The organism is Nonomuraea sp. MTCD27, from assembly GCF_041950495.1.
GTDB lineage: Bacteria > Actinomycetota > Actinomycetes > Streptosporangiales > Streptosporangiaceae > Nonomuraea.
Map to the genome: position 1 here is coordinate 86037 of NZ_JBGNUW010000032.1, position 26695 is coordinate 112731.

A 26695-nucleotide genomic window follows, 5' to 3' on the forward strand; every position below is an offset into this window, starting at 1 on the left:
TGATCGTCGTCAGGTTGCGGCTTCGGCCGCGCCGCCGCTCGGGAGGAGGGCCAGGAGTTGTCGCGTGTGGCCGGGCAGCTCGACCTCCGCGAGGCCCGTGATGAGGTCCCTCAGCGGTACGGGCGCGTCGACCAGGGCGGTGTCCTTGGACAGGAGCCGGGTGGGCACCGGCGTGTCGAGCTCGGCGTCGCTCAGCGCCGGCCCGCCGAGCGCGCAGAGGGCGTCCGCCTGGAGGCGGATGCGCTCGCGGAGCCCGGCGTTGCCGCCGGTGAGCGTGATGAGGCGTTCGATGGTCCAGGTGTCGAGTGCCATGCGGTTGTCGTAGGTCGTGTTCGCTCCCATCGCGATGGTGGAGACGGCTGCGAGGGTGGTGGCGTTGAGGATGGCGACGTGCGCCAGGATCTGGTCGGCGTTCCACTCACCGGCCGGCGGGAGCGGACCGGCACCGCCGGAGCCGGTTGTGGAGCCGGCCCCGTGTCCGGCCACGGTGGCGGCGGCGTCCAGCAGGGCGCGGTAGGCGTTCCGCAGGGGGATGGTGTCCATCAGGGTCTGCTTTCTGCAGGCGAACGACAAGGCTGGGACGATGCCGGCTCAGGCGTGCGCGCGGTACATCTCCCACGGCGCCTGCGGAAGGACCTCGCCGGTCTCCAGCAGCGACTTGAGGTTCGCCAGGACGGCCGGCCATCCGTGCGAGATGCCGTTGGCCATCTCCTGGTTGGGGAGGTTCTCGTGGGTCACGGTGAGGCGGACGATGTCCTGGTGCGGTTCGACGAGGAAGGTGACCACCGACGGGTCCCTCGGCTTCTCGGCGTCCGGGGCGTCGTCGAAGGTGATGACCAGGCGCGTCGGCGGCTCGGTCTCGATCACCCGGCCGACGACGTCGACGACGTCTGATCCGTCGACGCGCCGGTGCTCCCAGGGCGAGCCCGGCTGCCAGTCCGAAACGTTGGCGTGCCCCCAGTAGCGGGCCGTGAGGTCCGCGTCCGTCAGGGCCTGCCACACCTGCTTCGCGCTTGCGCGGATGTAGGTGACATAGACGTAGGTCGGCACGGATGTGGTTGCGTCGGTCATGGCGTACTCCTCTGCCTGGTTCTTGATGGCACTGATCGCTTGCAGACGGGGCCTGTCGAACCCCGAGATCCAGCGCTCCTCGATCTCGTGGATGGGGGCCGGGTTGAGGTAGTGCAGCCGCTCCCGCCCACGTCGTACGACGGTCACGAGGTTGGCGCGCTGGAGAATGTCGAGATGCTGGGTCGCTGACTGGCGCGCCATGTTCAGGCGTTCGCACAGCTCGCTCAAGGTCTGGCCGTTGTGCTCGCGCAGACGGTCGAGCAGGAGCCGCCGGGTGGGGTCGGCCAGCGCTTTGAAGACCGAGTCCATCGCTCTCGCTTCGAGGCTCACGCCACCATTATGCAGGTATTTACCTGCATAACGTCAAGTGGCCGATCGGCCCGGGGTCGCGTCGGCGCTCAGCCGCTCACAGGACAGGCGGCGACGTCCGGCTCCGGGACGCGGCGGACCGGCTGGATGCCGCGCTCCCGTACCGTGGCCGGCGGCGAAGCCGCAATCACTCGGCGATGCCGATGACGGTCCCCGACGGGTCGGTCACGTACCGCCCTTTCGACAGATCGACCAGAACGAGCTCATTGCCGAAGGGGTCGGCCACGATCGCGACCCGGCCCACCGGGATGTCGGACGGATCGGCGACCACCCGGCCGCCCGCGGCCACGATCTCGGAGGCGGCCTCGTCGGCCGACCGGACCAGCCACGTCGGCGCCAGGTTGAGCCGGGTGTCCAGGACGATCTCCGCATCGCTGTCCGGCAGGCCGAGCCCCGCCTGACCGAGCTGATCATTTCGCCACAGCAGCTCGTGACCGAGACGGTGCTGGTAGAAACGCAGCCCGCTGTCGAGGTCCGGAACGGGGACGATGACCGCGTCGATCTTCTGGAACAGAGGCGTTGATCGCATGATCTCACCGTCACGTGTCCCGGGAGGGCCGGTCAAGCGGGGCCGAGCCGCCTCCCGGCCGCCCCGGCGATCAAGAGTGCGCCGGGGGCGACGACAATGAGGTACATGACACGTGCGGTGTACGTCGCGGCGGGCGAGGCGGCTAGCAACAAGGGAACCGTCGCCCTGGGCCTGGTGGAATTGCTGTCCCGGCAGGTGGAGGCCGTGGGGGTGTTCCGGCCGGTGGTACGGGAGGGCCGCGAGGACGCCCTGATCAACACCATCCGGAGCAGGTTCCAGCTCGCCCTGCCCTACGAGGCGTGCGCGGGCGTCACCTACGACGAGGTGCACGCCGACGTCGAGCGTGCGGCCGGGGACGTCGTGGCCCGCTACCGGGCCCTGGCCCGCAGGTGCGACGCGGTGGTGGTGGTCGGCACCGACTACACCGACGTGGGGGCGCCGACGGAGTTCGGGTTCAACGCCAGGCTGGCCGCGGACCTGGGCACCCCGGTGATCAACGTGGTGAACGGGAGGGGCAGGACCGCCACGGAGATCTCCGCGGCGGTCGAGCTGTCGTCCAGGGAGCTGGCGCAGCATCATGCCCACGAGCTCGCGGTCGTGGTCACCCGGGCGAATGCCGGGTCGCTCACGATCGCGCACGACACGCCGCTGTTCGTGCTGCCGGAGGCCCCCTCGCTGCGCGCGCCGACCGTCGCCGACCTGCTCAACGCGTGTGACGGCAGATTCTTCCTGGGCCAGCGGGACGGGCTCGGCCGCGAGGCGAGCGCGCTGATGGTGGGGGCGATGTCGCTGCCCAGCATCCTGGAGCGCTACACCGAGGGCGCCGCGGTCATCATCCCGTCCGATCGGGCCGCCGCGCTGCTGCCCGGGCTGATCGCGGCGCACGCCTCGCCGAGCTTCCCCGCCCTGTCGGCGGTGGTGCTGACCGGCGGCACGGATCTGCGGGACCCGGTGGACCGGCTGCTGCGCGGCATGACGATCCCGCTGCCGGTGATCGCCACCGAGCACGACACGTTCGACACCGCGACCCGCCTGTCGGCGGTGGAGGGCCGGTTCACGCCCGAGGCCGAGGGCAAGATCGACACGGCGTTGCGGTTGTTCGCCGAGCACGTGGACGGCGGGCTGCTGCTGGAGCGGCTGGCGATCGCCAAGACCGACGTCGTCACGCCGCTGATGTTCGAGTACGAGCTGCTGGACCGCGCCCGCACACCGCGCCGGCACATCGTGCTGCCCGAGGGCGAGGAGCCGCGCATCCTGCGCGCGGCCGACGTCCTGCTGCGGCGGGGCGTGGCCGAGCTCACCCTGCTCGGCGACGAGGAGCGGATCCGGGTCCAGGCCGCCCAGCTCGGCCTGGACCTGGACGCGGCCAGGGTGCTCAGCCCGTTCGACGCGGAGCTGCGCGAGCGGTTCGCCCGCGAGTACGCCGAGGTCCGGGCGCACCGGGGGATGACCGTCGAGCTGGCCCGCGACACCGTCACCGACGTCTCCTACTTCGGCACGCTGATGGTGCACACCGGCATGGCGGACGGCATGGTGTCCGGAGCGGCGCACACCACCGCGCACACGATCAGGCCGGCGTTCGAGATCCTGCGCCTGGGCCTGGTCTCCAGCGTGTTCTTCATGTGCCTGGCCGATCGGGTGCTCGTCTACGGCGACTGCGCGGTCAATCCGGACCCGACCGCCGAGCAGCTGGCCGGCATCGCGATCGCCTCGGCGCGCACCGCGGCGCTGTTCGGCGTCGATCCCAGGATCGCCATGCTGTCGTACTCGACGGGCGCCTCGGGAGCCGGCGCCGACGTCGACAAGGTCCGCACCGCCACCGCGCTCGTCCGCGAGCGCCGTCCCGACCTCCAGGTGGAGGGGCCGATCCAGTACGACGCCGCGGTGGATCCCACGGTGGCGCTGGCCAAGATGCCCGGCAGCCAGGTGGCCGGCCGCGCCACGGTCTTCGTGGTGCCCGACCTCAACACCGGCAACAACCTGTACAAGGCCGTCCAGCGCAGCGCCGGCGCCGTCGCGGTGGGGCCGGTGCTGCAGGGCCTGCGTAAGCCGGTCAACGACCTGTCCCGCGGCGCCACCGTGGCCGACATCGTCACCACCGTCGCCGTCACGGCCGCCCAAGTGGCCGACGACAGTGTGCCACCGGGTGCCGGCGACGGCCTCTGAGTGCCGCGGTTGCGAAATCCACGCGGAATGATCTTCTCGTCCGCGTCCACAGTGTGTTTTCTAGTCCAGCGTCCTGATGGAGGCGGCCGACATGGGCCGCCTACGACAGCCCCGGCTCGACACATCAGAGTGCACCGTGCCTGCGAGAGCGTGCTCACACACGCACCCGCACGATGTCCGTACGGCAGGCACACACCGATCACATGATTGCTCGGCTGTACCGGGAACCGCTTGGCCATGTCGCCCGGCGCCGCCGTCTCGGATGAGAGCTTTCACCCAAATCAGGTGCGGGACCAAACAGAATTGCCGGGATCAAACGCCCACTGAGTAGCGGCTCGATCTCGGTTCCGCAGAGGTGGCGGGGGCGCCTGGTGCATTTGGGGTGCGGTATCCAAAAATCCCTCATCCAGCGGCCCCGACACGATGGGCAGGTGACGGCCTTACCCCAACAGGTGGTCCGGCACGAACGGCCGTGCTGAGAAGGGCCGCCCACTCGCCCGCGCGACGAGACAGGCCCTCACCACCTTTCACACACCAGCGGGTGGCCTTCGGTGCCTTCCATGAATCCACTGCTGTCATATCGGTTGCCGGAAGCCCACCCAACCAGCCACTCCGTCATGGTCTCCGCGATGGGCGGCTCCTGATCGGAGTCGTGCGGAACGACGATCACCGGCCATTCTTCAGGTTCACCTAAGGTCAACCAACCGACCGAGTCGCCGTCGATCGTGCTACCCCACGAGAAGAACCCGCCGGGCTCAGGCCACATGGCAAGGGAATACTCTTCGGGGGCGTCATCTCGACACTCTCGGTAGTAGTCCATCTCTTGAGGCAATCGGGCACGATCCTCCTCGCTGAGAAGGCGCATGTCACCGATGCCGAGCCAGCGAGCGAACTGACAGCTGCCATAGCCTTCGATGAAGGCGACATAGTCGTCTGGGAGCCGGATCCCGATGTCGGCGAAGAGGTCGCCCCATGCACGAGTACCGAAGCGCGGCGACGACGGCGGAGGAACCAGGGCGACGAGGTGGTCCAGGGGCGCGAATTTGTATGCCACGGCCCGACATTAGTGGTAGCGACAGGAATCCCACGCCTCCGCAGGCCGCCATAGGAAGGCGGCAGGCAACCTGTCCGCTGGAGCCGGTGGCCTGCGTACCGTGAGGCGTTTGCCGGTGGCGCGACGGGCGCCTTAGGCATCTTCTTCACCTGGTACGCCGGCCACCAAGGACGCAAGCATGCTGAGCGAGTCGCGCGGGAGAATACCGCTCACGCCCTTGCCAAAGACCGCGAAGCGCGACGCGAGGATGCCTACGCAGATGCGCTCGCGATGGTCATCGGCAACACCGAAACCCTCATGATGATCAGCCAGTCGCTCATGGATCCAGAAGAGGAGAGGGAGATACTCACCGCACTACGGCAGGAAGAGCTCGCCATAAGCGCCAAGGTCGGCATCTATGGGACATTGGCAGTGCGGGATCGCTTGGCCAGCTGGGTAGAGCGCAAACGGGCCGTGATCGGCGCCCACATTCGACTCCGCGAGTTCATCGAGGATAATCCCGGTGCCAAGTCGGACCTCTGAGACGAACGCAGCGACGCGCGCAGGAAACTACAAGCCGCCTGTTCATGTCCTTCGTGAGCAGATGAACCAGGAACTTGCGTCGTAACCCTCGAGTTATGACCCTCACCTTGCGTCACGCCTACCGCCCGTGTGGTGCCGCGGCGGAGGTGTTCGCCTGGCGCGCCCCCGAGGTTCTGCTCTCCGGCCCGGCCGGCACCAGCAAGTCGTGCGGCGCTGGAGAAGCTGCACGCGATGATGCTCGCCAACCCGGGGCGCCAGCGGCGTCATCGTCCGCACGACCCTCGTGCTCACTCGGCAGCACTGGCCTGGTTACTTGGCGGAAGAAGGTCGCCGCCGAGAGTATCGCCGCAGGCCATGTCGCCTGGTATGGCGGCAGCTAGCAGGGAGACCACCGCCTACTCCAACGGCTCCGCGGTGGTGGGCGGACTCGACAAGCGCATCACCCTTCGGGGTGGCTCGGCCCTTCTTGTTCTGTCTGTGATCTAGGTACGGCACGCTAGGTCGCTAAACGAAGCGATCGGGAGGCGGCAGTGGGGTGGCGTATCGCAATCCTGATCGGCATGGGTCTCGCCGCGGTCCCGACGATCCCGGCAGCAACGCCGGCCGGGGTGTCCTGCCTGTTCTCGTCGTCGTCGCGCGAGAAGCTGGTTGACGCTTGGATCGCCGAGCATGCGCCAGTGACGGTCCAGAAGCCCGCCCCTGAGATCACGCCGACGTTCTCTCCCTACATGGACGTGAAGGTGATGGAAGGGCCGCCTCCCATGGGAGAGGAGAGCGTCACGACAGAAGAGTTGGCGCGTTACGTGGTGAAGCTCAAGGGATGCGACAGCGACACGTGATCCTGGGCGCTTACGCGTGCGCTTCGTCTCGGAGCCTGTCAATTTGATCAAGGCAGTTGAGCTGGGCTAATTCTGTGGCGTCCTTCGGTTCGTTGGTCTTGGGCTTGTTGATCCAGGCGGGGCCGGGTAGGTCGGGTGGGGTGGGCAGGCCGCCGCTGGCGAACCGTTCGGGGTGCGTGGCGTGGGCGGTGGCCAGGACGGCGACGCGCCGGTCGCGGATGGTGGCGGCGTGGCCGTAGTGCACGTCGATGGGGTGGTGGTAGCCGATTCCGGAGTGGAAGTGATCCCGGTTGTACCAGGTGTAGAACTCCTGGCAGAAGGCGCGGGCGTGCTCGATCGAGCCGAACCGGGCGGGGAAGGTGGGACAGTACTTCAGCGTCTTGAAGCTGCTTCGATGCGTTCGTTCAGCAGCGCGCGGATCTGGTCGCATTCGGTCTGCGACAACGCGGCGGGGTGCGGCTTGCGCGGCCGGGCCGGCCGCAGCGGGGCCGGGCTCTGGCGGTGGTGGCGGTACCAGGTGGCCTGCGACACTCCGGCCGCTGTGCAGGCGTTGCGCCGGCCCAGGAGTGGGAGGAGTTCCTCGATCGCCTCGGCCTAGGCCTGGAAGGCCTCGGTCACTGCTCACCCGGGCCCGGTGGCGTCTCACTGCTGGTGGCGAGCTGATCCAGCAGCGCGGAGAGCTTTCCCTGCACCTCGATCACCTGGCGGGTCTGGCCGAGCTCGGCGCGTAGCCGCTCGACCTCCGCCTGTAGTGCCTCGATCCGCTTGTCGCGCGGGTCGGCCTTCGGCCGGCCGACCGGCCGACCGGGCGGGCCGGCGCCTGCTCCACGCCCTTGATCCCGCGCGGTACGCCAGCTCGAGATCAGCGACGAGTACAGGCCCTCCCGCCGCAGCAACGCGCCCCTACCCGCCTTGTCCAGGCGGTCGTACTCCTCCAGAATCCGGACCTTGTAGGCGGCGGAGCAGGAACGCGGACGCCCACGCTCGCGCACCTGAGGATCGGGAACCTCCGGATCCGGCTTGCTTGCTCCCACGAAGGGATGTCTCCTTCCCCACCCTCAGCACAGAGTTTCATGCCTGTTTGCTACCTCTGTCCATTTGACAGGGAGGGTATCGAGAAAGCACTGGGATCATGCTGTCCGGTCTGCCGCCACGCAAGCCACCCGGAATGATCAGTACTGGCCGACATCGTCACCACCGTCGCCGTCACGGCCGCCCAAGTGGCCGACGACAGTGTGCCACCGGGTGCCGGCGACGGCCTCAGAGCGGATGGGCGAGCGTAGCCGTACAACACGAAGATCTACGTCAGCCGGCACCGGTCCCCAGACAGGTCCCCGTGCCAGGAGAAGACGCTGGTGCAGGAGTAGGTGCCCGCGGCGTCGCCGACCATGACGACGACGGTCACCTGGTGATAGCCGCCTCCAGCGCAGCCCCACCCGGACAGCTCGTAGTACTCGCCGTCCGGGGTGCGGGTGCCGGAGAAGCATTCATGGAAGCCTTCCGCCCGGGCGGGAGCGGCGGCGAGCGAGACGGCCAGGAGCGCGGCGCCGGCCGCGGCGGCGAAGCGTCGGAGAGTCATGGTCTGACCGTAGAAGCGCGGCGCGGGCCGGCCTAGATGCGGTCTGTCACCAGGAGATGTGCATTCCTCACCAGCGACGGAGCCCCGGCGGAGACCTGCCGTTGACGATAGGTCTGGTCGGCTCCGGCGCGACATCACCCAGGAGAGTCAGCTCTTCGCTCGTGACTGGAGTCCGATGTACTCGGCCGACCGGCCGCGTAGCGCGGTCTGGCCGACGATGCCCTTGATGCAGGTCAGGGGCTGTGCTTTCCAATGTCCTGAGAATGGCCGGTCGACGTCCTGGGCTGTCACCGCCTCGCCCGTGTCGGCCACAACCGCGAATCGGGCCGTTTCGGCTCAGGCGGCTCTGGCCTGTGCCACTCCCTGCGATTGGTATTCAGCGACGGTTTCATCAAGGATCACTGCGCTGAAAATGGCCGAAACGCAGGCGAGAGCGTTCGCGCTCCAGGGCTATCTGATCAACATGACGACAGTAGTCAAGGCACAGGCCGACGCCGCCCGTTGGAAAGGGCGCGTGAATTACCAGGCGCGGTAGTGGCGGGAAGACTGATGGCTGCTGGGAGTCTGAGGTTCCCCCTCAAGGTGCGGACGCCCCCGGCAATGGATCTTGTTCCCTGAAGGGGAGCCTTCGGGTGGCGCGAGCGTCGAACGCCCGCTCGCGCCTTCGGGGGCCGAGGTGCGGGCCGTCAGGCGTGGTGAACGGTGCTGACCAGGGGGCTCCCGGTGGTGGCGACGCCGGCCTGGGACCTGATGAGCCGCCACTGGACGTCCGGCACGGCCTCCGCCGCCGCATCGCGAGCCTCCGCCGCGCCATCGCGAACCCTGGCGCGGCTCGACCTTCGCCCCGAGCATCGGCTCGTGCGCCGGCCTGGCCGGCTCGGCCACGGTCTCCCTGGCATGCCGGACGTCGGCCGGGCGGATCCCGCCACGGATCCCTCCTCAGGGAAGATCGTCAAGCCCCGAACTCCGGGCGGAACGCGGCTCGCGCGCATAATCGGCCGCACGAAACAACCCCTAATACGACGAACAGAACATTTCGTACGACTTTTTGGGGGAAATGCGGCGCCGGCACCAGGGAAAGGTAATCGGCCCGATCGCATGGGGCGCCCGAGCCCAAGAACGATCTACCGGTGGGGGTTCCAGCTCTGTGACGTGGGTGATCGCAGAGAACCCTGCTATTGATGGGATCTGTGGGTTTTGACGGGTTGTTTGGGTTTAAGGAGGTAACTGAGAATATCTGTATGGGTACGTCTGCTTCCGTCTGGGTGCCCGCCAGAAGCGTGGGTGCCGGAGTCTGGCCGATGTATCCATGAACGGAAACGAGAGCAAATGAACACCAAGATTCGGCAGTCGTGGGCGCCGCGCCATGGGCGGCTCGCGGCACTGGCTCTGACCGGCGCGATCGCCGCCGGCGTCATGGCCCTTCCCCTGGGCATGGGGGTGGCCAACGCGAGCGCGGGCTTCCCCTCTGTCCAGGCCGGGGGTCCGCCGGCCGAGCCGGTCAAGCACGTCTCGAAGCCTAGGTACGTCCCGAGGGAGAAGCCGATCCTGCACCACCCGCGGTGGCGTCCTCCGAACATCGACGTCATCATCGACAACGACAACCGGTCCCGCAACAGGCAGCACCACCGCTTCGACCGGCGCCACGAGGAAGTCAGGCGTGACGTCGTCAAGCCCGAGCCGGTGAAGGACGACAAGGAAGACAAGATCGACAAGATCGAGCCGGAGAAGCGCGACGACGGTAACTGGTGGTGGCCGGACGGGCTGGACTGATCCCTCGTCCCGGTGAACCCGCCCGCGGCGGCACCGCGTTCGTGTCCCGGCTCGCCCGTCGAGCCGGGACACGAAGGAGATCGGGGCCGCCGGTGACGCGGCCCAGTGCTCGGCACGGCTCAGCCGGCATCGAGCACTGGGCGGCGCCGGCTCAGGCCAGGCGGGCCACCCCGTCGAGGAGCCGGTCCACGTCGGAGCGGTCGTTGTAGTGGACCAGGCCCGCGCGGACCGCCCCGCCCGTGTCGCGCAGGCCGAGCACGCCGGTCAGCTCCCAGGCGTAGTTGTGGCCGTTCCAGACGTTCACCCCCAGCTTGGCCAGGTGCTCGGCGACCTGGCGCGGGGTACGACCGGCGACGTTGAAGTAGGCGGTGGCCGTGCGCCTGGCCGGCTTCCCGTACAACGTGACGTGCGGCATCGTCTCCAGCCCCGCGACCAGCACCGCGAACAGCGACAGCTCGTGCTCCTCGGCGGCGGTCATCGAGGTCAGCAGGCGGTCGCGGCGGTTGCCCGTGCCCGGCACCATGGCGGCCAGATGATCCACGGCCGCCGTCACCCCGTCGAGGTCGGCGAACGCGGCCGTTCCCATCTCGAACCGCTCCGGCACCGTGTCCGGTGAGGAGGCCAGCTTGTCCGGCCTGATCGTCTCCAGCAGCGCGGGATCGGCGACGACCGCGCCGATGTGCGGGCCCGACCACTTGTACGCGCTGGTGGCGTAGAAGTCGGCGCCCAGCGCGCGCATGTCCACCGGGCCGTGCGGAGTGGCGTGCACGCCGTCCACGTACACCAGTGCCCCGGCCTGGTGCGCCAGCGCGGCGATGGCGGGCACGTCGGGGCGGGTGCCGAGGATGTTGCTGGCCGCCGTGACCGCGACCACCCTGGTGCGCTCGTTGATCAGGCCGGCGTACTGCTCGACCGGCAGCTCCCCGGTGACCGGGTCCACCTCGGCCCAGCGTACGGTGGCGCCGGTCTGGGTCCAGGGACGGACGTTGGCGTCGTGGTCCAGCCGGGAGACCACCACCTCGTCGCCCGGCCCCGCGATGGCCCTGGCCAGGCGGTAGGTGAGGGTGGTCATGTTCGGGCCGAGGAGCACGCCGTCCGGATGGCCGCCGACCAGGTCGGCGACGGCGGCGCGGCAGGCGGCCACGATGGCGTCGGAGCGATGGCTGGCGGGGAAGGCGCCGCCGACGTTGCCGATCCCCGTCCGGTAGGCGGTGGCGATGGCGTCGATCACGGGCCGGGGCACCTGGGTGCCGGCGGCGCCGTCGAGGTAGGCGTAACCGTCGGAGAGCGCGGGGTACGTGGCGCGTACCTCTTTAATGGGGAAAGGCATGATAGGTAGATGCTCACCTTGCGCGACCTCAACCGTGCCACGCTGGCCCGCCAGCATCTGCTCTCCCGCCACGAGGGCGACGTGGCCGACGTCGTGCACCGGCTGGGCGGGCTGCAGGCGCAGGAGCCGCGGCCCCCGTACCTGGGGATCTGGAGCCGGCTGGCGGGGTTCGAGCGCGCCGACCTGCACGCGGCGCTGCACGCGCGCACGCTGGTACGGGCCACCATGTGGCGGGCCACGCTGCACCTGGTGACGGCCGCCGACTTCGCCGCGTTCCGGCCGGTGGTGCGGCCCGTGCTGGCCGCCGCCGCGCGCCGCTTCCCGGAGGTCGACTTCGACGCGGTCGTGGCCGCCGCCGACCGGCTGCTGGCGGCGGGGCCCATGACGTTCAACGAGCTGCGGCCGCGGCTGCTGGCGGAGTTCCCCGACGCGTACGACCGCGCGCTCGGCTACGCGGTACGCATGCTCACCCCGCTGGTCATGGAGCCGACCGAGGACCGGTGGAGCTTCCCGCGCGAGCCGTCGTTCGGCCTGCCCGGCATCGAGCCGGCACCCGCCGGCCCGGAGGCGCTGATCGAGCGGTACCTGGCCGCGTTCGGCCCCGCCACCCCCGCCGACGTGCAGACCTGGTCGGGGCTGGGCGGGCTCAGGAAGGTCATGGAGGGCATGGACCTGGAGCGGGTCGCCGACTTCGCGGGCCGGCAGCTGTTCGACCTGCCCGGCGCGCCCAGGCCGGGCGGCGACGTGCCCGCGCCCGTACGATTCCTGCCCGACTTCGACACCCTGATCCTCGGCCACGCCGACCGCACCCGGGTGCTGGCCGAGGAGTACAAGGGCCGGGTGGCCACCAAGAACCTGCGGGTGAGGGCGGTGTACCTGGTGGACGGGTTCGCGGCCGGGACGTGGCAGATCAAGCGCTCGGGGAAGAAGGCCAGGCTGCTGGTCAGCCCCTTCGCCGGCGCCGACCTCGGTGTCCTGGAGGAGGAGGGGACGCGGCTGCTGGCCTTCGCCGAACCGGATGCTGTCACCCTTTCCCTTGAAGTGGCGGACACAGTCTGATTTGTTCGGGGCGGAGGTGGGACGATGCCGCAGTTGACCGCCCTGGACGCGCAGTTCCTCCATTTCGAGACCGCCACCAACATCGCCAACATCGCCGGCCTGGCCGTGCTCGACGGCGACCTGAACCGCGCCGACCTTCAGGCCCTGCTCGAACGGCGGCTCCCGTACGTGCCCGCCCTGCGGCGCAAGCTGGCCACGGTGCCGCTGGGGCTGGACCACCCGTACTGGATGCAGGAGGACGACCTCGACCTCGACTACCACGTACGCGAGATCGGCCTGCCCCCGCCCGGCGACGACCGGCAGCTCGCCGACCAGGTCTCGCGCCTGCACTCCCGCCGGCTCGACCGCGGCCGCCCGCTGTGGGAGATCTACCTGATCCACGGGCTGTCCGACGGCCGCATGGGGCTCTACACGAAGATCCATCACGCGGCCGTGGACGGGATCGGCGGCGCCGACGTGCTGGCCGCGCTGCTCGACACCAGCCCCGAGCCCGCGCCGGCGCCGGCGGACGCGCCGGAGCGCGACTCGCCGCCGCCCGGGCCGGCCGGCATGCTGGCGCGCGGCCTGGCCAGGCTGGCGACCAACCCCGCCTACGCCGTACGGTTCGCCGCCCGCGCCATCCCGCACCTGGACGAGATCCCCGTCGTCTCCTCGATCCCGGGCGCCAACCTCGTCTCCGGGCTGGCCCGCCGCCTGGCCGGCAGCGGCCGGGCCCCGGACCTGCCGCCGCTGCCCGCCCCCAGGACGCCGTTCAGCGGCCCCCTGTCGGGACACCGCCGCTTCGCGTTCGTGTCGCTGCCGCTGGAGGAGATCAAGCAGGTGCGCAAGGCGTTCGGGGTCACCGTGAACGACGTCGTGATGGCCGTGTGCGCGGGCGCGCTGCGCAGGTGGCTGGCCGCGCACGGGGGCGTGCCGCGCCAGCCGCTGGTGGCGGGGGTGCCGTTCTCGCTGCGGGCCGCCGGGGTCGAGGGGCCCGGCAACCAGGTGGCGATCATGACGGCGCCGCTGGCCGTGCACGTCGCCGACCCCGTCTCGCGCCTGCACCACGTGCGGCACGCCATGCACCGGATCAAGGACCGCTTCTCGCTGGCGCCCGCGCGGTGGCTGCGCGAGTTCAGCGAGTCGATGCCGGCCGCGCTCATGGGGCTGGCCTCGCGCTCGGCGTTCGGGCTGGTCGGGCAGGCCGCGCCGCCGATCAACGTGATCGTCTCGAACGTGCCGGGCCCCCAGTTCCCCCTGTACGTGTGCGGCGCGCGGCTGCTCACCCACTACCCCGTCTCGGTGATCACCGACGTCAGCGGCGGCGTGAACATCACGGCCTTCTCCTACGACGGCTCCCTGGACATCGGCGTCGTGACCGACAGGGAGATGGTGCCGGACGCGTGGGAGCTGGCCGGGGACCTGCGCGCGGCCCTCGACGAGCTGCGCAATGCGGAAGGGAACTTGCCGCATTGATCCCTACGCTGGGCGCATGACCCAGACGTTGAGCCTCCGGGCGCTGAACCGCACGACCCTGGAACGCCAGCTCCTGCTGAGCCGCGCGCCCCTGACGGCCGCCCAGGCCATCGAACGTCTGGTGGCGGTGCAGGGCCAGGAGGTCGACGCCCCGTACATCGGCCTGTGGACCCGCCTGGCCTCCTTCACCCAGGACGACCTGGCCGCGCTGCTGCACGGCAAGCAGGTCGTGCGGGGCTCGCTGCTGCGCGGGACCCAGCACCTGGCGCTGGCCGACGACTACGTGTGGGTCCGGCCGCTGATGCAGGTGATCCTCAACCGGACGCGGCAGGCGGCGTTCGGGCGGGTGACGCGCGGCGTGGACGTCGGGGAGCTGGTGACCCTGGCGCGCGGGCACCTGACCGGCCGCACGCTGACCCGCCCGCAACTGCGCGACCTGCTGCTGGAGCGGTGGCCGCAGGCCGATCCGACGGCGCTGGGCTTCTCGGCGCAGGCGCTGCTGCCGATCGTGCACACGCCGCCGAACGGGCTCTGGGGGCGGGGCGGGGCGACGCCGTTCACGCTGGCGGAGGAGTGGCTGGGGCGGCCGATGGAGTGCTCGCCCCCGATCGAGCGGCTGGTGGCGCGCTATCTGGCGGCGTTCGGGCCGGCGAGCGTGATGGACGTGCAGATGTGGTCGGGCCTGACCCGGCTGCGCGCGGTCATGGAGGCGATGCCATCTCTCCGGAAATATCAGGACAGCGAGGGTCGTGTCCTCTACGACCTGCCGGACGCCCCGCTCGCCGCCGAGGACGTGCCCGCCCCCGTACGCTTCCTGCCCTGGTTCGACAACCTCGTCGTCGCCTTCGCCGACCGCACCCGCATGATGACCGCCGAGCAGCGCAAGGCGGTGTGCGTGGGCGCGGCCGTCTACCCCACCTTCCTGGTCGACGGAACTGTCGGTGGCATGTGGGACCTTAAGGACGGCGTGCTGACGGTCGAGCCCTTCCACCCGCTGCCCGACGCGGTGATGGCGGAGCTGGCCACCGAGGGGGCGCGCCTGATGGCCTTCGCCGGCGTCCAGGAAAGGGAGATCGCATGGTCACCGCCCAGGAGCTCTATGACGACCTCGTGATGGAGCATCTCGCCAGGCCCGAGGTGAGCATGGGGCGCATGTTGCACGCCGCAGGCCTGCGGGTCAACGGGAAGGTCTACGCCTTCTTCGCCCGGGATCGGGTGATCGTCAAGCTTCCCGCGGCGCGGGCGGGCGGCCTGGTGGCGGACGGCACGGCCGAGGTGGTGCAGATGGGGAGCCGGCGGATGCGGGAGTGGGTGGGGCTGCGGGTGCCGGACGAGGAGGTGTGGCGGGGGCTGCTGACGGAGGCGGCCACCTACGTGGAAGGCCTGACCCGCTGACCGCGCGGGCCGGGCGCGGGCGCTCAGCGGTCGGCGCGGACGGCGTACGCGCCGACGGCCGGCTCCAGCAGGCCGAAGACCCGCCGCGCGACCTCGGCGAGCGCGGCGGCGGTCCCGTCGTCCCGCGCGTCGTCGTCCTGCCCGTCGCCATGCGCGTCGTCGCCCAGGTCACTCCCATCGCCCGCATGGCCCGGGTTGCTCGTGTCACCCGCGTGCCCGGGGTCACCTGCGTCACCCGCGGTGCCCGCCAGCATGCGGGACTGCAGGTCGCGGAAGAGCAGCCGGTCGGCCGCGGCGAGTTGCGCGGCCACGGCCCGCGCTGTCAGGGGGTCGCCGGGCGTCTCCGTCGCGAGCTGCCGGGCGAGGGCCTCCTCGCGCTGGTCGTGCAGGTCGCGCAGGCGGGCGACCAGGGTCGGGCTGTCGGCGATCATCCGGGCGAAGACCGGCCCGGTGAAGCCGATGACCGGATCGCGCCGCTCCAGCGCCGCGAGATACTCGCGCCGCACCGCCCCCAGCGCCGACTCCCCGGCCGGGCGCCGCGCCACCGCCTGCGCCAGGCCCGCCACGAACTCCTCGTGGTGGTCGAGGGCCAGGTCCTCCTTGCGGGGGAAATAGTTGGTCACGGTCATCTTGGCCACCCGGGCGGCGGCGGCGATGTCGGCGATCGTCGTCCGGTCGAAGCCACGTTCCAGGAACAGTTGGGTAGCGTGGTCAGAGATGGCCTGCCTGGTCTCTCGCTTCTTCTGTTCCCTCAAGCCCAAGGTGTCGATGCTCATAGCCGCAGTCTTCCACAAATTTTTAGGTTCGACCTTATTTTAGGTTGACTCTCCACTGGAGGGAACCTAAAGTTAGGCGCGACCTAAGTTTAGGCCCGCCGTCCAACCGCCCCCAAAGCGAGCGAGGAGTGTGTTTTGTCCCAAGCAGCAGAGGTTCTCGAACTGGACGACAACGTTGCCGACGGTGGCACGGCCGTCGGCGCCGATTCGGTCAAGACCTATCTCAAGGAGATCGGCCGCGTGCCGCTGCTCACCGCCGAGCAGGAGATCGAGCTGGCCAAGCGCATCGAGGCCGGGCTGTTCGCCAGAGAGCGCCTCGACACCGAGCCGGGACTGCCCGCCGGGCTGCGCACCGAGCTGGAGTGGATCGCCGAGGACGGCGAGCGCGCCAAGCGCCGCATGCTGGAGGCCAACCTGCGGCTGGTGGTCTCCATCGCCAAGCGTTACACCGGGCGCGGCATGCTCTTCCTGGACCTCATCCAGGAGGGCAACATGGGCCTGATCCGGACGATCGAGAAGTTCGACTACCGGCTCGGCTACAAGTTCTCCACCTACGCCACCTGGTGGATCAAGCAGGCCATCACCAGGGCCATGGCCGACCAGGCCCGGACGATCCGCATCCCGGTGCACATGGTGGAGCTGATCAACAAGGTCGCGCGGATGCAGCGCCGCCTGCAGAGCGACCTCGGGCGCGAGCCCACCCCCGAAGAGATCGCCAAGGAGTGCGAGCTCGAAGTGGAGCGGGTCGCCGAGATCCAGGGCTACGGCCGCGAGCCGATCTCCCTGCACATGCCGCTGGGGGAGGAGGGCGACAGCGAGTTCGGCGACCTGATCGAGGACACCGAGGCCGTCTCCCCGGCCGAGGCGGTCTCGTTCACGCTGCTCCAGCAGCAGCTGCACGCCCTGCTCGACCAGCTCTCCGAGCGCGAGGCCGGGGTCATCAGCATGCGCTACGGCCTGACCGACGGCAAGCCGATGACGCTCGACGAGATCGGGCGCGTCTACGGCGTCACCCGCGAGCGGATCCGCCAGATCGAGGCCAAGACCATGTCCAAGCTCCGCCATCCGTCCCGCTCACTGGCCCTGCGCGACTACCTGAGCTGACCGCCCGCCGCCGCTTGGTTACGAGGTGCGGACTGAAAGGCTGCGCAAACGGGAACTCAAGACTGTCGCCACAGCCCTTTGGGAGGCGATGTGGCTGGCCTAGATTCCAAGGCGTGAAACGCTCTCGTTCGAGCCTCGTCCACCAAGTGACGTACGCGATCAAGAATCCCCACAAGATCCCTCCCCACGTGCGGCGGCTGGCCCGCGACACGTGGTTCAGGCTGCGTACGCGGGACCACGTCTCCTATTACCGGGCCGTCATGAGGTCCGACACCGCCCGCGACCCCGAGGGAGCCGTCGGCTCGCACAACCACCGGCGGTGGCTGGCGCTGGGCCGCATGCAGTTCGACTACCTCGTCGAGCACGGCCTGAAGCCGGAATGCCGGATGCTGGAGATCGGGTGCGGCAACCTGCGGGCGGGCCACCTGTTCATCGACTACCTGCACACCGGCAACTACTACGGCATCGACATCTCGCCCGACATCCTCATGGCCGCCCAGGACACGCTCGTCCAGCACGGGCTGGGGGAGAAGCTGCCGCACCTGACCCCCGTACGCGACCTGCGGTTCGCCTTCCTGCCCGACGAGCACTTCGACGTCGTGCACGCCCACAGCGTCTTCTCGCACTCGCCGCTGGAGGTGATCGACGAGTGCTTCGCCCACGTGGGCAGGGTGATGAAGCCGGGCGGCTGGTTCGACTTCACCTTCGACCGCACCGAGGGCAAGGAGCACCAGGTGCTGCGGGAGGACTTCTACTACCGCACCGAGACCCTCATCGCGCTGGCCGGCAAGCACGGGCTGCGGGCGGAGTTCATGGAGGACTGGGAGCGGCTGCCGCACAAGCAGTCGAAGATCCGCGTCACCAGATCGTCGTAGCGAATACTCAGGTGCGGACGATGCGGGGCCGACCCTAGGGTTGGGGCACGTGAGAGACGTACGGTCACTGCCCAAGGCCCACCTGCACGTCCACCTGGAGAGCACCGTACGCCCCGGGACCGTGCGCGACCTGGGCGGCGCGCCCGAGCCCGAAGGGGTGTTCAGGACCTTCAGGGAGTTCGCCGACCAGCGGGCCCGGGTGCGTGAGCTGCTGCGCGCGCCGGAGCACTTCCGGCGGATCGCGCTGGAGTTCTGCGCGGACGAGGCGGCCCAGGGCACCCGGTACGTCGAGGTGACCTTCACCGCCGCCTCCCACGGCGAGCGCGTGGGCGACCCGGAGATGCCGCTGGAGGCGGTGCTGGACGGGCTCGCGGAGGGGCAGGCCCGCCACGGGATCGTGTGCCGGGTGCTGCTCGACCACTCCAGGCGGCGGCCGGTGGAGCGGTTGTGGCGGACGTACAAGCTGGCCGGCCGCCACGACCGGGTGATCGGGATCGGGCTGGCCGGGGACGAGAGTCACCCGCTGGCCCCGTTCGCGGAGGTGTTCGACGCGGCCCGGGACGCGGGGCTGCACCTGGTGCACCACGCGGGCGAGGCGGCCGGGGCGGCCAGCATCCGCGAGGCCCTCGACGTGGGGCACACCGAGCGGCTCGGCCACGGCATCCGGGTGCTCGACGACGAGGCGCTGGTGGCGGAGGTGCGCGAGCGCGGCATCCCGCTGGAGGTCTGCCCCACCTCGAACGTCCTGCTCGGGCTCGTGCCGTCGCTCGCCGAGCACCCGCTGCCCCGGCTGCGGGCGGCCGGGCTGGCGGTCACGGTCAACACGGACGGGGAGACGGCGCTGGCGGAGGAGTACACCCGGCTGCGCGAGGTCTTCGGGTACGGGGACGGGGAGCTGGCCGCGCTGGCCAGGGCCTCGATCGACGCCTCGTTCGCCCCGGAGCCGCTCAAGGCGGAGCTCCGGGCCGGGGTGGACGCGTGGCTCGCCGCCCCGCCCACCGCCTCCCCACCGGACGCTTCGTGACCGCCGCGCCCGGCGGGGGTGTGGCGCAGGACTCCGTGGCGGGTGGTCCCCCGCCTGCCGGCGTTCTGGCTGCTTTTGGCGCGGCCGGGCGGCGGATGGGACGGAGGGAGGATCGCATGGGGGCGATGGGCGATGGGTGACGGGCTGCCCGCGACGGTGCTGGAGGCGGTTCTGGGTCGGTCGGGTGGGTCGGTCCTGCGCTGTCGCGCCGAGCCGATCGGTGGCGGCAGCGGGGCGGCGACCGGTGTGGTGGCCAGGCTGACCGGGATCGCGCTGAGCGGGGGAGTGGAGGTGCCGTTCCGGGTCGTACGCAAGGAGTCCCGGCCCGTACGCACCGGGCGGCACGAGTCCCCCGGACGTGGCCGCTCGCCGGCTCGGGGCGTGGCAGGCGGGCGCGGTGGTGCCGGACGTGCCCTGGCTCGGTGGCCACCAGCTCGCCCAGCGCGTGGCGGCCACCGAGTGGACGCCGGTGGACGCCGACCCGCGCATCGAGCGGCTGTGGCGACGGCGCGACGAGCTCCTCACCCGGCTACCGGCGGTCCTGTCGCACGGCGACTTCTCGGCCGGAAACCTGATCGCGCCAGGGTCCCCGGACGGCGCGACGGTGGTGCTGGACTGGGCCACGTTGGGAACCGGGCCACCCGGGGCGGACCTGGCGGCACTGGCGCTCAGCACGTCCACGGACCCCGTGGAGGACTTCCTGACCGGGGCGGACGGGCGGCTGCGGCGGGCCGACGTCGAGCTGGGGTACCGTGCGACGCTCGCCCTCACCGGCGCGGGACGGGTGCACTGGATGCTGTCGCGAGGAGTGCCGCTGCCCGACGGCTACGAGGAGTTCGTGGTGTCCCGGGCTCCATGACCGGATATGGCCAGCCTCCCGCCCCGCAGGCTGCCTAGACTGCCTCGCCATGACCTCCGAACAGAGCCGTGACCTGGTCAAGGGCGCCTGGCGGGCGTTCTCGACCCGGGACCGCGACGTGATCGCCTCCTTCTTCACCGAGGACGCCGAATGGCTGGCGCCCCCGGGCAACGCCACCGCCGTCGCCCTCGGCGGCTCGCACCACATGGTGGGCAGGGATGCGATCATCCACTTCCTGACCGTCGACTTCCCCCGCCTGTTCGTGGCCGACGTCTCGCTGACCTTCCGCGGCTTCCACGCCGACGGTGACGTGGTGGTCGTGGAGGAGACCATGGAGGCCACGCTCGCCGGCGGGAACGCCTACCGCAACGACTACTGCTTCGTCTTCGAGCTCCGGGACGGACGGATCCACCGGGTACGCGAGTACATGGACACCGCCAGGGGCCGCCGCATGCTGGAGGGAGCCGTGCCATAGCCGATGGTCATGGCGACAGGTCTTGGACGGCAAGCGTGGGCCGGGCACAGCATGAGGGCATGACGATCATGATGCGCGTGGCGGCGAAGGTGGTGGCGCTCGCGGCGGTGGTGGTTGCCGCGACGGCCGGCTGTTCGCAGGGCCCCGGACCCGGCGCCACCCCGCCTGGCGCCACCCCGCCCGGCGGCACAGCCTCGAGAGCCGGCGCCACCTCCACGTCCCCGCCCGGGACGCCTTCAGGCGGGACCGTGCCGGAGGGGCAGCGGGCGTTGGTGGAGCGGTTCGTGGGGGCGGTCAACGCCGGTGACGAGGCGGGCGTCAGGGACACCTTCGCCCCCGAGGCCCGGTTCGACAGCGTGGGGCGGATCTACCAGGGGCGGGCGGAGATCATGGACCGCTTCCTGGCCCCCGAGGTCATCCGGGCCGGTGGACGGTACACGTTGCTCGCCCTGACCCCCGGCCGGGAAGGGCGGGTCGTGGCCGAGTGCGACTACGACACCGGCGGCGGCGGCCGCGAGCACTTCACCTACGACTGCGAGGTGCGCGCGGACCGCTTCGCCGACTGCGTGGGCCGTTACGTGTGAGCGATGCGGATCACCGCGGCCCCCAGCGGCTCCAGCGTGACCTCGCCCGCCACCGGCCGCCCGGTGAGCAGGTCCGTCCCCTCCCCTCCCACGGGGATGGACGCGCCCGCCTCGGCGCTGTGGTTGAGCAGGAACACGTACTCGTGCGTGGCGTCCCCCCGCACCGAGCACTCCACGTGCGCCGGAACGCCCTCGAAGCGCGAGCGCACCCCCGCCCGCGCCACCGTCTCGGCCACCACGGCGTCGAAGGCGTCCCGCTCCAGCAGGGTCGCGAAGTAGACGACCCGCCCGGCGCCGTACCGGTTCTCGACCACGGCGGCCCGCCCCTCCAGCAGCCCGTCCGCGTACGTCGCCAGCGCCGTCCCCGTCTCCAGGTGCAGGTCGTCGCGCCACCACGTCGCGGTCGCGCGCCGCCCGTCGGCGAACGACACGGCGAACTCCTCGTGCGGCCGCGCCGGCCAGTACTCGTCGATCTTCGCACCGATGAGCCGGCGGAACGCCCCCGGGTAGCCGTCCGGGCGCACCCGGTTGTCGGCGTCCACGACGCCGGAGAAGAAGGACATGATGACCGTGCCGCCGTTCCTGGCGAACGCGTCGATCCGGGCCACCGCCTCGTCGGAGATCAGGTACGCGTTCGGCACCACCAGCACCTTGTACCCGTCCAGCGACGACCCGTGGGACACCACGTCCACGGCGTGGTGCCGCTCCCACAGCGGCGTGTAGTGCCGCATCACCGTGTCGGTGTAGCTGAAGTCGGACCGCGGCAGGCCGAAGACCTCCTCCAGCCCCCACCAGCCGTCCCAGTCGAACAGGATCGCGATCTCCGCCTGGGAGCGCGTGCCGGCCACCGGGGCGAGCAGCTTCATCTCCCGCCCGAGATCGGTGATCTCCCTGAACGTGCGCGAGTCCGGCCCCGAGTGCGGCAGCATCGCCGAGTGGAAGCGCTCCTGGCCGCCCCGGCTGGCCCGCCACTGGAAGAACATCACCGAGTCGGCCGCCCGCGAGACCGCCTGCAGCGAGCCGAGCCGCATCCGCCCCGGCTCCTTGACGATGTTGAGCGCCCACTGGCTGACCGCGCTGCTGGACTGCTCCATCAGCATCCACGGCTGCCCGCCCTTGAGCGAGCGGAACAGGTCGTAGTTGAAGGCCGCCGACACGTGGGAGTCGGCGTCGGCCGGGTTCGGGTAGATGTCGAGCGCGGCCGCGTCCTCCTCGGGCGCCCACTTCCAGTAGTCGGCGTGGCGGAAGAAGCGCATGAAGTTCGTCATGACCGGGATGTCGTCGCGGAAGGAGCGCACGATGTCCCGCTCGGCGATGTAGCACTCCAGCAGCGCGTCGGAGGTGAAGCGCTTGAAGTCGAGCCGTCGGGTCGGGTTCATCCAGTTACGCGGGATGTGCGGGACGTCGACCTGCTCCCAGTCGGTGTAGACCTGACCCCAGAACCGGGTGGTCCACGCCTCGTTCAGCGCGTCGAGGGTGCCGTACTTGCGTTGCAGCCAGCGGCGGAAGTTGACCGAGGCGGCCTCGCCGTACGACGTGGGGCCGTACTCGTTGCTGATGTGCCACATCGCCAGCGCCGGGTGGAAGGAGTAGCGCTCGGCCAGCTTGGTCGTGATGTTCGCCGCGTACTCGCGGTAGATCGGCGAGGACGGGTCGTAGTGCAGGCGGTTGCCGAAGCCGAACGGCTGCCCGTCCTCCCTGATCGGGAACACCTCGGGGTGCAGGTGCGTGAGCCAGACGGGCGGCGCCGCCGTGGGGGTGGCCAAGTTGACGCTGATGCCGTTCTCGTGGAGGAGATCCATGATCTCGTCCATCCAGCCGAACTCGTACTTGCCGGGCTCGGGCTCCAGCGAGGCCCACGCGAACACGCCCAGGCTGACGGTGTTGACGCCGGCCTCGCGCATGAGCCGGACGTCCTCCCGCCAGACGGCACGGTCCCACTGCTCGGGGTTGTAGTCCCCGCCGAAGGCGAAACCGCCCACGCGCCGCCGGAAGGCTTCCATACGTGACATTTCAGGTACTCCCGTTACTGGTGATCGTCAGAGCTCGACAGACACGGTCGTCAGGCGCCGCTCGTCGCCGGTGAACGCGTACACCGGGCCGGTCACCAGCACCGTGCGCTCCTCGACCACGTCCGCGACCGAGCGGCGCACCGACACGCCGACCTCGCCCGGCTCGACCACGCGCCGCCCGTCGCGGCCGGTGAACGACAGCAGCCGGGCCGGCACGTCGAAGGCGACCCGCGCGCTCTCGCCGGGGGCCAGCTCGACGCGGGCGTACCCGACGAGCTGCGCGAGCGGCCGGGTGACCGAGGCGATCCGATCGGAGGCGTACACCTGCACGACCTCCGCGCCCGCCCGTTCCCCGGTGTTGCGCACCACCACCGAGCAGCGGATCGGCTCCCCGGCCCGCACCTCCGCGGCCACGGTCAGGTCCGCGTAGGCGAAGCTCGTGTAGCTCAGCCCGTGCCCGAAAGGCAGGGCGGGGGCGGGGTCGAGGTTGCTGACCGAGCCGGCCGCGCCCAGCCTCGGGTGCAGGTAGCTGTACGGCTGGCCGGCGGTGCCGCGCGGCATGCTCATCGGCAGCCGGCCCGACGGGTTGACCGCGCCGCTCAACACGCGGGCGATCGCGCCCGCGCCCTCCTCGCCCGGGAAGTACGCCTGTACGACGGCGGCGGCGTCGCGGAGCAGCCCCGGCACCGCGTACGCGCGGCCGGTCATCAGCACCACCACAGTCGGCGTGCCCGTGGCCAGCACCGCCTCGGCCAGCTCCGCCTGCGCGCCCGGCAGGTCGAGGCTCTCCACGTCGCAGCCCTCGCCCGAGGTGCCCCGGCCGAACAGCCCCGACCGGTCGCCCAGCACGAGGATCGCGACGTCCGACGCGGCGGCCAGGCGGGCGGCGGCGGCGATCCCCGAGCGATCGCCGTCGTCCACCCCCGTCCCCCGCTCGGTCGCGAGCTCCGCGCCGGGCAGTTCCGCCCGCAGCGCCTCCAGCAGCGTGGGCGCGGCCAGCCCCGTCTCCACATCGGGGAAGTGCGGCAGCACATGGTTGACGAAGGAGTAGCAGCCGAACAGCGCGGCCACGTCGTCGGCGTTCGGCCCGACGACCGCGACCTTCCTGCCCGAGGCGTCGCCGAGCGGGAGCACGCCGTCGTTGGTCAGCAGCACGACCGACTCCTCGGCCAGCCGCCGCGCGACGTCGCGGGAGGCGGGATCGTCGAGGTCCACCCGGCCGTCTTCGGGGCCGTCTTCGGGGCCGTTCTCGGGGCCGTTCACGGGGCCGTTCACGGGGCCGTTCACGGGGCCGTTCACGGGGCCCTCTTCCGCGCGGCCCGGCTCGGGGTCGTAGTCGTCGTCGAGCAGCCCGAGCCCGGCCTTCTGCCGCAGCACGCGGCGCAGCGCCCGGTCGACGAGCGCCTCGTCGATCCGGCCGGAGGTGACCGCCCGCGCCAGCGGCTCCAGGTAGGCCACCCCGGTCGGCAGCTCCACGTCGATGCCCGCCGTCAGAGCCTGCACGGCGGCGTCCTCGGCGTCGGTGGCCACGGCGTGCAGCGTGTGCAGGAAGGCGACGGCGAAGTAGTCGGCGACGACCGTGCCCTCGAAACCCCAGTCGTCGCGCAGGACGCGGGTCAGGTAGTGGTCGTCGGCGGCGATCGGGACGCCGTCGATCTCGGCGTAGGAGTTCATGACCGAGCCGGCGCCCGCGTCGCGCACCGCGACCTCGAACGGGAACAGCAGCGTGTCGGCCACCTCGCGGGCGCCCGCGTGCACCGGGGCGAGGTTGCGGCCGGCGCGGGAGTTGGAGTAGCCGACGAAGTGCTTCAGCGTCGCGATCACGCCCGTGGACTGCAGGCCGCGCACGTAGGCGGCGCCGATGGTGGCGACCTCGTACGGGTCCTCGGAGACGCACTCCTCCACCCGCCCCCACCGCTGGTCGCGGATCACGTCGAGCACAGGCGCCAGACCCTGGTGCACCCCCAGCGCGCGCATGCTCGCCCCGATCCGGCGGCCCATCTCCTCCACCAGGTCCGGGTCGAACGACGCACCCCACGACGGCGGCGCAGGATAGGTCGTGGCCCGCCACGCCGCCAGCCCCGTCAGGCATTCCTCGTGCACGAGGGCGGGGATGCCGAGCCGCGTGTTCTCGCGCAGCCAGCGCTGCCGCTCGGCCAGCGCCGAGCGCGCCCAGCCGGGATCGACGGGCCTGGTGCCGAAGTGGCGGGTGATCTGTCCCAGGCCGTCCCGGGCGAACGCCTCGAACTGCACGTCCTCACCCTGCATCGAGTCCTGCAGCGGCGCGACGACGCCCTCGTCGCGGTTGACGTTCAGCCACACGCCGACCAGCTGGGCGAGCTTCTCGCCGAGGGACATGTCGGCCAGCAGTTTCTCGACCCGTCGCAAGCGGCGCTCGGTGATCTCCGGCCGCTCAGCACGTGCAGGCATACACCCTCTTCATCGTTGATAGCGCTAACAAAACGGTGGTTCGCAATGCCTGGACCGACCGGAAAGTTTCTGGTTAACTTTCCGAAAGGTTACCGTGACATTGCCGAACCGTTACGCTAGGCTGCCGCTCGTAGCCATGTCAACAGTCTGGGTTAATTGCCGGCATTTCGCTGGTCGGGCCAGGTCAGAGGGCTGTCGTGTTTCAAGGTGGTTTTCCGAAAGTCGAACTCGCCGGTGTCGCCGGATGGCGGCACCACGGCAACAGGAGGTCATGTGCCTCGAGCCACGCTGGCTGACGTCGCGGCGGCGGCCGGAGTGTCGGTGCCGACCGTCTCCAAGGTCCTGAGCGGGAAGAAGCACGTCTCCGCCGCCACCAGGGACAAGGTCCTCGAAGCGGTCAGGACCTCCGGATACGAGGCCCCGCGCCCGCCCAGCAGGCCCAGGGTCGGCGTGGTCGACCTGCTCATCGACGGGCTCGGCTCCCCGTGGGCCCAGGTGCTCATCAGCGGCGCCGAGAAGGCGGCGGCGCGGTGGGGGTTCTCGCTCGTCGTGACCTCCTCCGCCCGGTCCGACTTCGACCTGCGGCGCTGGATCGGGATGGTGCGCAAGCGCAACACCGACGGCATCGTGCTGGTGCTCTCCCGGGCCGACCAGCGCGAGATCACCGCCATCGAGGAGCTCCTGCACGTGCCCCTGGTGCTGCTCGACCCGGTCGGCCAGCGCGACCCGCGCCTGTCCACGGTCGGCGCCACGAACTGGCTGGGCGGCGTCATGGCCACCACCCACCTGCTGGAGCTGGGGCACACCAGGATCGGGTTCATCGGCGGGCCGCTCGACACGCAGTGCACGCTCGACCGGTACGAGGGTTACCTCGCCGCGCACCGTACGTTCGGCATCGACTCCGACCCGGCGCTGACCCGCTACGGCGACTTCCTGGTCACGGGCGGCAAGGACCTCGGGGGCTGGCTGCTCGACCGCGACGACCCGCCCACCGCCGTCTTCGCCGGGAACGACCTGCAGGCCGCCGGCGTCTACCAGGCGGCCACCGAGCGGGGCCTGCGCGTGCCCGACGACGTGTCGGTGGTGGGGTTCGACGACTCGATGTTGTGCGACATGCTCTCGCCGCCGCTCACCACCGTCCGGCAGCCGCTCGACGACATGGCCAACGAGGCGGTCCGGCTCGTCGCCGAGGAGCTGACCCATCCGAGGGGGCCCGCGGGCACCCGCATCGAGCTCGCCACCACCCTCGTCGTCCGAGGCAGCACGACCCGCCACCGCTGACCGTGCGCGGGCCCGATTAAGTGGGCGTTTAGTGCTGTCTGATGTGGACCATGGAATCCCAGCGGTTGGGACGTGCTTCCTGGTTGCGGACCGGGCGGCGGTTCGGGATCACCCTGTCGAGAGTGCGTCCAGCC

Annotated in this window: 26 protein-coding genes and 1 pseudogene; 16 read left to right on the top strand and 11 right to left on the bottom strand. The window is 70.6% G+C overall.

Annotation, left to right across the window (positions count from 1 at the left end):
* Window positions 1-9: 9 nt before the first annotated feature.
* From ACBJ59_RS55615 to ACBJ59_RS55625, 3 genes are all read right to left on the bottom strand, one after another.
* The gene (locus ACBJ59_RS55615) at window positions 10-543 is read right to left on the bottom strand and encodes a hypothetical protein (RefSeq protein ID WP_375118077.1); all 534 of its coding nucleotides are present in this window, start codon (window positions 541-543) and stop codon (window positions 10-12) included.
* Window positions 544-591: 48 nt separating this feature from the next.
* Window positions 592-1401, bottom strand: a complete 810-nt coding sequence (locus tag ACBJ59_RS55620; RefSeq protein WP_375118078.1) for an ArsR/SmtB family transcription factor — start codon at window positions 1399-1401, stop codon at window positions 592-594.
* Window positions 1402-1567: 166 nt separating this feature from the next.
* Window positions 1568-1969 carry a VOC family protein gene (locus tag ACBJ59_RS55625; protein WP_375118079.1) on the bottom strand — a complete coding sequence of 134 codons (402 nt, stop codon included), beginning with the start codon at window positions 1967-1969 and terminating at the stop codon, window positions 1568-1570.
* 105 nt (window positions 1970-2074) lie between these two features.
* Here ACBJ59_RS55625 and pta point away from each other — a divergent pair, with 105 nt between their 5' ends.
* A complete protein-coding gene (gene pta / locus ACBJ59_RS55630; RefSeq protein ID WP_375118080.1) occupies window positions 2075-4135 on the top strand; it encodes a phosphate acetyltransferase in 2061 nt (686 codons plus the stop codon).
* Window positions 4136-4652: 517 nt separating this feature from the next.
* On the opposite strand, the gene ACBJ59_RS55635 is transcribed toward pta, so the two are convergent.
* On the bottom strand, window positions 4653-5189 hold the full coding sequence (locus ACBJ59_RS55635; RefSeq protein WP_375118081.1) for an SMI1/KNR4 family protein: 537 nt from the start codon (window positions 5187-5189) through the stop codon (window positions 4653-4655).
* Between the two features lie 270 nt (window positions 5190-5459).
* Here ACBJ59_RS55635 and ACBJ59_RS55640 point away from each other — a divergent pair, with 270 nt between their 5' ends.
* Together ACBJ59_RS55640 and ACBJ59_RS55645 are read left to right on the top strand one after the other, a co-directional pair.
* Window positions 5460-5711 carry a hypothetical protein gene (locus ACBJ59_RS55640; RefSeq protein WP_375118082.1) on the top strand — a complete coding sequence of 84 codons (252 nt, stop codon included), beginning with the start codon at window positions 5460-5462 and terminating at the stop codon, window positions 5709-5711.
* A 560-nt stretch (window positions 5712-6271) separates the two neighbouring features.
* Window positions 6272-6550 (top strand): hypothetical protein, encoded by a 279-nt coding sequence (locus ACBJ59_RS55645; protein WP_375118083.1) that lies wholly within the window; start codon window positions 6272-6274, stop codon window positions 6548-6550.
* 10 nt (window positions 6551-6560) lie between these two features.
* Here the strand turns inward: ACBJ59_RS55645 and ACBJ59_RS55650 are convergent, their stop codons facing one another.
* The 3 genes from ACBJ59_RS55650 to ACBJ59_RS55660 all read right to left on the bottom strand — a co-directional run bounded on the left by ACBJ59_RS55650 (window position 6561) and on the right by ACBJ59_RS55660 (window position 8129).
* Window positions 6561-6980: an integrase core domain-containing protein gene (locus ACBJ59_RS55650; RefSeq protein WP_375118084.1), complete on the bottom strand. Its 420-nt coding sequence runs from the start codon at window positions 6978-6980 to the stop codon at window positions 6561-6563.
* 184 nt (window positions 6981-7164) lie between these two features.
* Window positions 7165-7584, bottom strand: a complete 420-nt coding sequence (locus ACBJ59_RS55655; protein ID WP_375118085.1) for a hypothetical protein — start codon at window positions 7582-7584, stop codon at window positions 7165-7167.
* A gap of 266 nt (window positions 7585-7850) precedes the next feature.
* Window positions 7851-8129 carry a hypothetical protein gene (locus ACBJ59_RS55660; RefSeq protein WP_375118086.1) on the bottom strand — a complete coding sequence of 93 codons (279 nt, stop codon included), beginning with the start codon at window positions 8127-8129 and terminating at the stop codon, window positions 7851-7853.
* A gap of 412 nt (window positions 8130-8541) precedes the next feature.
* Between ACBJ59_RS55660 and ACBJ59_RS55665 the strand changes: the two genes are divergently transcribed.
* Together ACBJ59_RS55665 and ACBJ59_RS55670 are read left to right on the top strand one after the other, a co-directional pair.
* Window positions 8542-8664, top strand: coding sequence for a hypothetical protein (locus ACBJ59_RS55665; protein WP_375118087.1), 123 nt, complete (start codon window positions 8542-8544; stop codon window positions 8662-8664).
* Between the two features lie 794 nt (window positions 8665-9458).
* Complete coding sequence (locus ACBJ59_RS55670; RefSeq protein ID WP_375118088.1) at window positions 9459-9902, top strand: hypothetical protein; 444 nt, start codon at window positions 9459-9461, stop codon at window positions 9900-9902.
* Between the two features lie 151 nt (window positions 9903-10053).
* Here the strand turns inward: ACBJ59_RS55670 and ACBJ59_RS55675 are convergent, their stop codons facing one another.
* The gene (locus ACBJ59_RS55675) at window positions 10054-11232 is read right to left on the bottom strand and encodes a cysteine desulfurase-like protein (RefSeq protein WP_375118089.1); all 1179 of its coding nucleotides are present in this window, start codon (window positions 11230-11232) and stop codon (window positions 10054-10056) included.
* Between the two features lie 9 nt (window positions 11233-11241).
* On the opposite strand from ACBJ59_RS55675, the gene ACBJ59_RS55680 reads away from it, so the two are divergent.
* The 4 genes from ACBJ59_RS55680 to ACBJ59_RS55695 are packed head-to-tail and all read left to right on the top strand — an operon-like array spanning window position 11242 to window position 15141.
* On the top strand, window positions 11242-12291 hold the full coding sequence (locus ACBJ59_RS55680; RefSeq protein WP_375118090.1) for a winged helix DNA-binding domain-containing protein: 1050 nt from the start codon (window positions 11242-11244) through the stop codon (window positions 12289-12291).
* A 24-nt stretch (window positions 12292-12315) separates the two neighbouring features.
* A complete protein-coding gene (locus tag ACBJ59_RS55685; protein WP_375118091.1) occupies window positions 12316-13746 on the top strand; it encodes a wax ester/triacylglycerol synthase family O-acyltransferase in 1431 nt (476 codons plus the stop codon).
* A gap of 16 nt (window positions 13747-13762) precedes the next feature.
* Window positions 13763-14860, top strand: coding sequence for a winged helix DNA-binding domain-containing protein (locus ACBJ59_RS55690; RefSeq protein WP_375118092.1), 1098 nt, complete (start codon window positions 13763-13765; stop codon window positions 14858-14860).
* Complete coding sequence (locus ACBJ59_RS55695) at window positions 14824-15141, top strand: hypothetical protein (RefSeq protein WP_375118093.1); 318 nt, start codon at window positions 14824-14826, stop codon at window positions 15139-15141. Before ACBJ59_RS55690 ends, ACBJ59_RS55695 begins: the two co-directional genes overlap by 37 nt.
* Before the next feature lie 23 nt (window positions 15142-15164).
* Here ACBJ59_RS55695 and ACBJ59_RS55700 read toward each other — a convergent pair whose 3' ends face one another.
* Window positions 15165-15917, bottom strand: coding sequence for a TetR/AcrR family transcriptional regulator (locus ACBJ59_RS55700; RefSeq protein WP_375118094.1), 753 nt, complete (start codon window positions 15915-15917; stop codon window positions 15165-15167).
* 111 nt (window positions 15918-16028) lie between these two features.
* Here ACBJ59_RS55700 and ACBJ59_RS55705 point away from each other — a divergent pair.
* The 6 genes and pseudogenes from ACBJ59_RS55705 to ACBJ59_RS55730 form a co-directional block, all read left to right on the top strand.
* Window positions 16029-17021: pseudogene (locus tag ACBJ59_RS55705) on the top strand (RNA polymerase sigma factor); the annotation flags it as partial.
* 113 nt (window positions 17022-17134) lie between these two features.
* On the top strand, window positions 17135-17896 hold the full coding sequence (locus ACBJ59_RS55710; RefSeq protein ID WP_375118095.1) for a class I SAM-dependent methyltransferase: 762 nt from the start codon (window positions 17135-17137) through the stop codon (window positions 17894-17896).
* 49 nt (window positions 17897-17945) lie between these two features.
* Entirely contained in the window at window positions 17946-18920 is a 975-nt protein-coding gene (add, locus tag ACBJ59_RS55715; RefSeq protein WP_375118096.1) for an adenosine deaminase, read from the top strand.
* A 358-nt stretch (window positions 18921-19278) separates the two neighbouring features.
* Window positions 19279-19779: a phosphotransferase family protein gene (locus tag ACBJ59_RS55720; RefSeq protein ID WP_375118097.1), complete on the top strand. Its 501-nt coding sequence runs from the start codon at window positions 19279-19281 to the stop codon at window positions 19777-19779.
* Between the two features lie 49 nt (window positions 19780-19828).
* Entirely contained in the window at window positions 19829-20254 is a 426-nt protein-coding gene (locus tag ACBJ59_RS55725; protein WP_375118098.1) for a nuclear transport factor 2 family protein, read from the top strand.
* Window positions 20255-20313: 59 nt separating this feature from the next.
* Window positions 20314-20838 carry a hypothetical protein gene (locus ACBJ59_RS55730; protein ID WP_375118099.1) on the top strand — a complete coding sequence of 175 codons (525 nt, stop codon included), beginning with the start codon at window positions 20314-20316 and terminating at the stop codon, window positions 20836-20838.
* Here the strand turns inward: ACBJ59_RS55730 and ACBJ59_RS55735 are convergent.
* Together ACBJ59_RS55735 and ACBJ59_RS55740 are read right to left on the bottom strand one after the other, a co-directional pair.
* Window positions 20829-22850, bottom strand: a complete 2022-nt coding sequence (locus ACBJ59_RS55735) for a beta-galactosidase (protein WP_375118100.1) — start codon at window positions 22848-22850, stop codon at window positions 20829-20831. The two genes, ACBJ59_RS55730 and ACBJ59_RS55735, sit on opposite strands and share 10 nt — an antisense overlap.
* Window positions 22851-22877: 27 nt before the next feature.
* Window positions 22878-25280 (bottom strand): beta-glucosidase, encoded by a 2403-nt coding sequence (locus tag ACBJ59_RS55740; RefSeq protein ID WP_375118101.1) that lies wholly within the window; start codon window positions 25278-25280, stop codon window positions 22878-22880.
* A gap of 273 nt (window positions 25281-25553) precedes the next feature.
* On the opposite strand from ACBJ59_RS55740, the gene ACBJ59_RS55745 reads away from it, so the two are divergent.
* Entirely contained in the window at window positions 25554-26561 is a 1008-nt protein-coding gene (locus tag ACBJ59_RS55745; protein WP_375118102.1) for a LacI family DNA-binding transcriptional regulator, read from the top strand.
* Window positions 26562-26695 lie beyond the last annotated feature (134 nt).

Bases quoted from the DNA above. Each gene is read 5' to 3' on its own strand.
- ACBJ59_RS55615 (WP_375118077.1), bottom strand. From the start codon at position 543: ATGGACACCATCCCCCTGCGGAACGCCTACCGCGCCCTGCTGGACGCC.
- ACBJ59_RS55625 (WP_375118079.1), bottom strand. From the start codon at position 1,969: ATGCGATCAACGCCTCTGTTCCAGAAGATCGACGCGGTCATCGTCCCC.
- pta (WP_375118080.1), top strand. From the start codon at position 2,075: ATGACACGTGCGGTGTACGTCGCGGCGGGCGAGGCGGCTAGCAACAAG.
- ACBJ59_RS55640 (WP_375118082.1), top strand. From the start codon at position 5,460: ATGGTCATCGGCAACACCGAAACCCTCATGATGATCAGCCAGTCGCTC.
- ACBJ59_RS55645 (WP_375118083.1), top strand. From the start codon at position 6,272: ATGGGTCTCGCCGCGGTCCCGACGATCCCGGCAGCAACGCCGGCCGGG.
- ACBJ59_RS55650 (WP_375118084.1), bottom strand. From the start codon at position 6,980: ATGCGACCAGATCCGCGCGCTGCTGAACGAACGCATCGAAGCAGCTTC.
- ACBJ59_RS55660 (WP_375118086.1), bottom strand. From the start codon at position 8,129: ATGACTCTCCGACGCTTCGCCGCCGCGGCCGGCGCCGCGCTCCTGGCC.
- ACBJ59_RS55665 (WP_375118087.1), top strand. From the start codon at position 8,542: ATGGCCGAAACGCAGGCGAGAGCGTTCGCGCTCCAGGGCTATCTGATC.
- ACBJ59_RS55670 (WP_375118088.1), top strand. From the start codon at position 9,459: ATGAACACCAAGATTCGGCAGTCGTGGGCGCCGCGCCATGGGCGGCTC.
- ACBJ59_RS55675 (WP_375118089.1), bottom strand. From the start codon at position 11,232: ATGCCTTTCCCCATTAAAGAGGTACGCGCCACGTACCCCGCGCTCTCC.
- ACBJ59_RS55680 (WP_375118090.1), top strand. From the start codon at position 11,242: ATGCTCACCTTGCGCGACCTCAACCGTGCCACGCTGGCCCGCCAGCAT.
- ACBJ59_RS55685 (WP_375118091.1), top strand. From the start codon at position 12,316: ATGCCGCAGTTGACCGCCCTGGACGCGCAGTTCCTCCATTTCGAGACC.
- ACBJ59_RS55690 (WP_375118092.1), top strand. From the start codon at position 13,763: ATGACCCAGACGTTGAGCCTCCGGGCGCTGAACCGCACGACCCTGGAA.
- ACBJ59_RS55695 (WP_375118093.1), top strand. From the start codon at position 14,824: ATGGTCACCGCCCAGGAGCTCTATGACGACCTCGTGATGGAGCATCTC.
- ACBJ59_RS55700 (WP_375118094.1), bottom strand. From the start codon at position 15,917: ATGAGCATCGACACCTTGGGCTTGAGGGAACAGAAGAAGCGAGAGACC.
- ACBJ59_RS55725 (WP_375118098.1), top strand. From the start codon at position 19,829: ATGACCTCCGAACAGAGCCGTGACCTGGTCAAGGGCGCCTGGCGGGCG.
- ACBJ59_RS55730 (WP_375118099.1), top strand. From the start codon at position 20,314: ATGACGATCATGATGCGCGTGGCGGCGAAGGTGGTGGCGCTCGCGGCG.
- ACBJ59_RS55735 (WP_375118100.1), bottom strand. From the start codon at position 22,850: ATGTCACGTATGGAAGCCTTCCGGCGGCGCGTGGGCGGTTTCGCCTTC.
- ACBJ59_RS55740 (WP_375118101.1), bottom strand. From the start codon at position 25,280: ATGCCTGCACGTGCTGAGCGGCCGGAGATCACCGAGCGCCGCTTGCGA.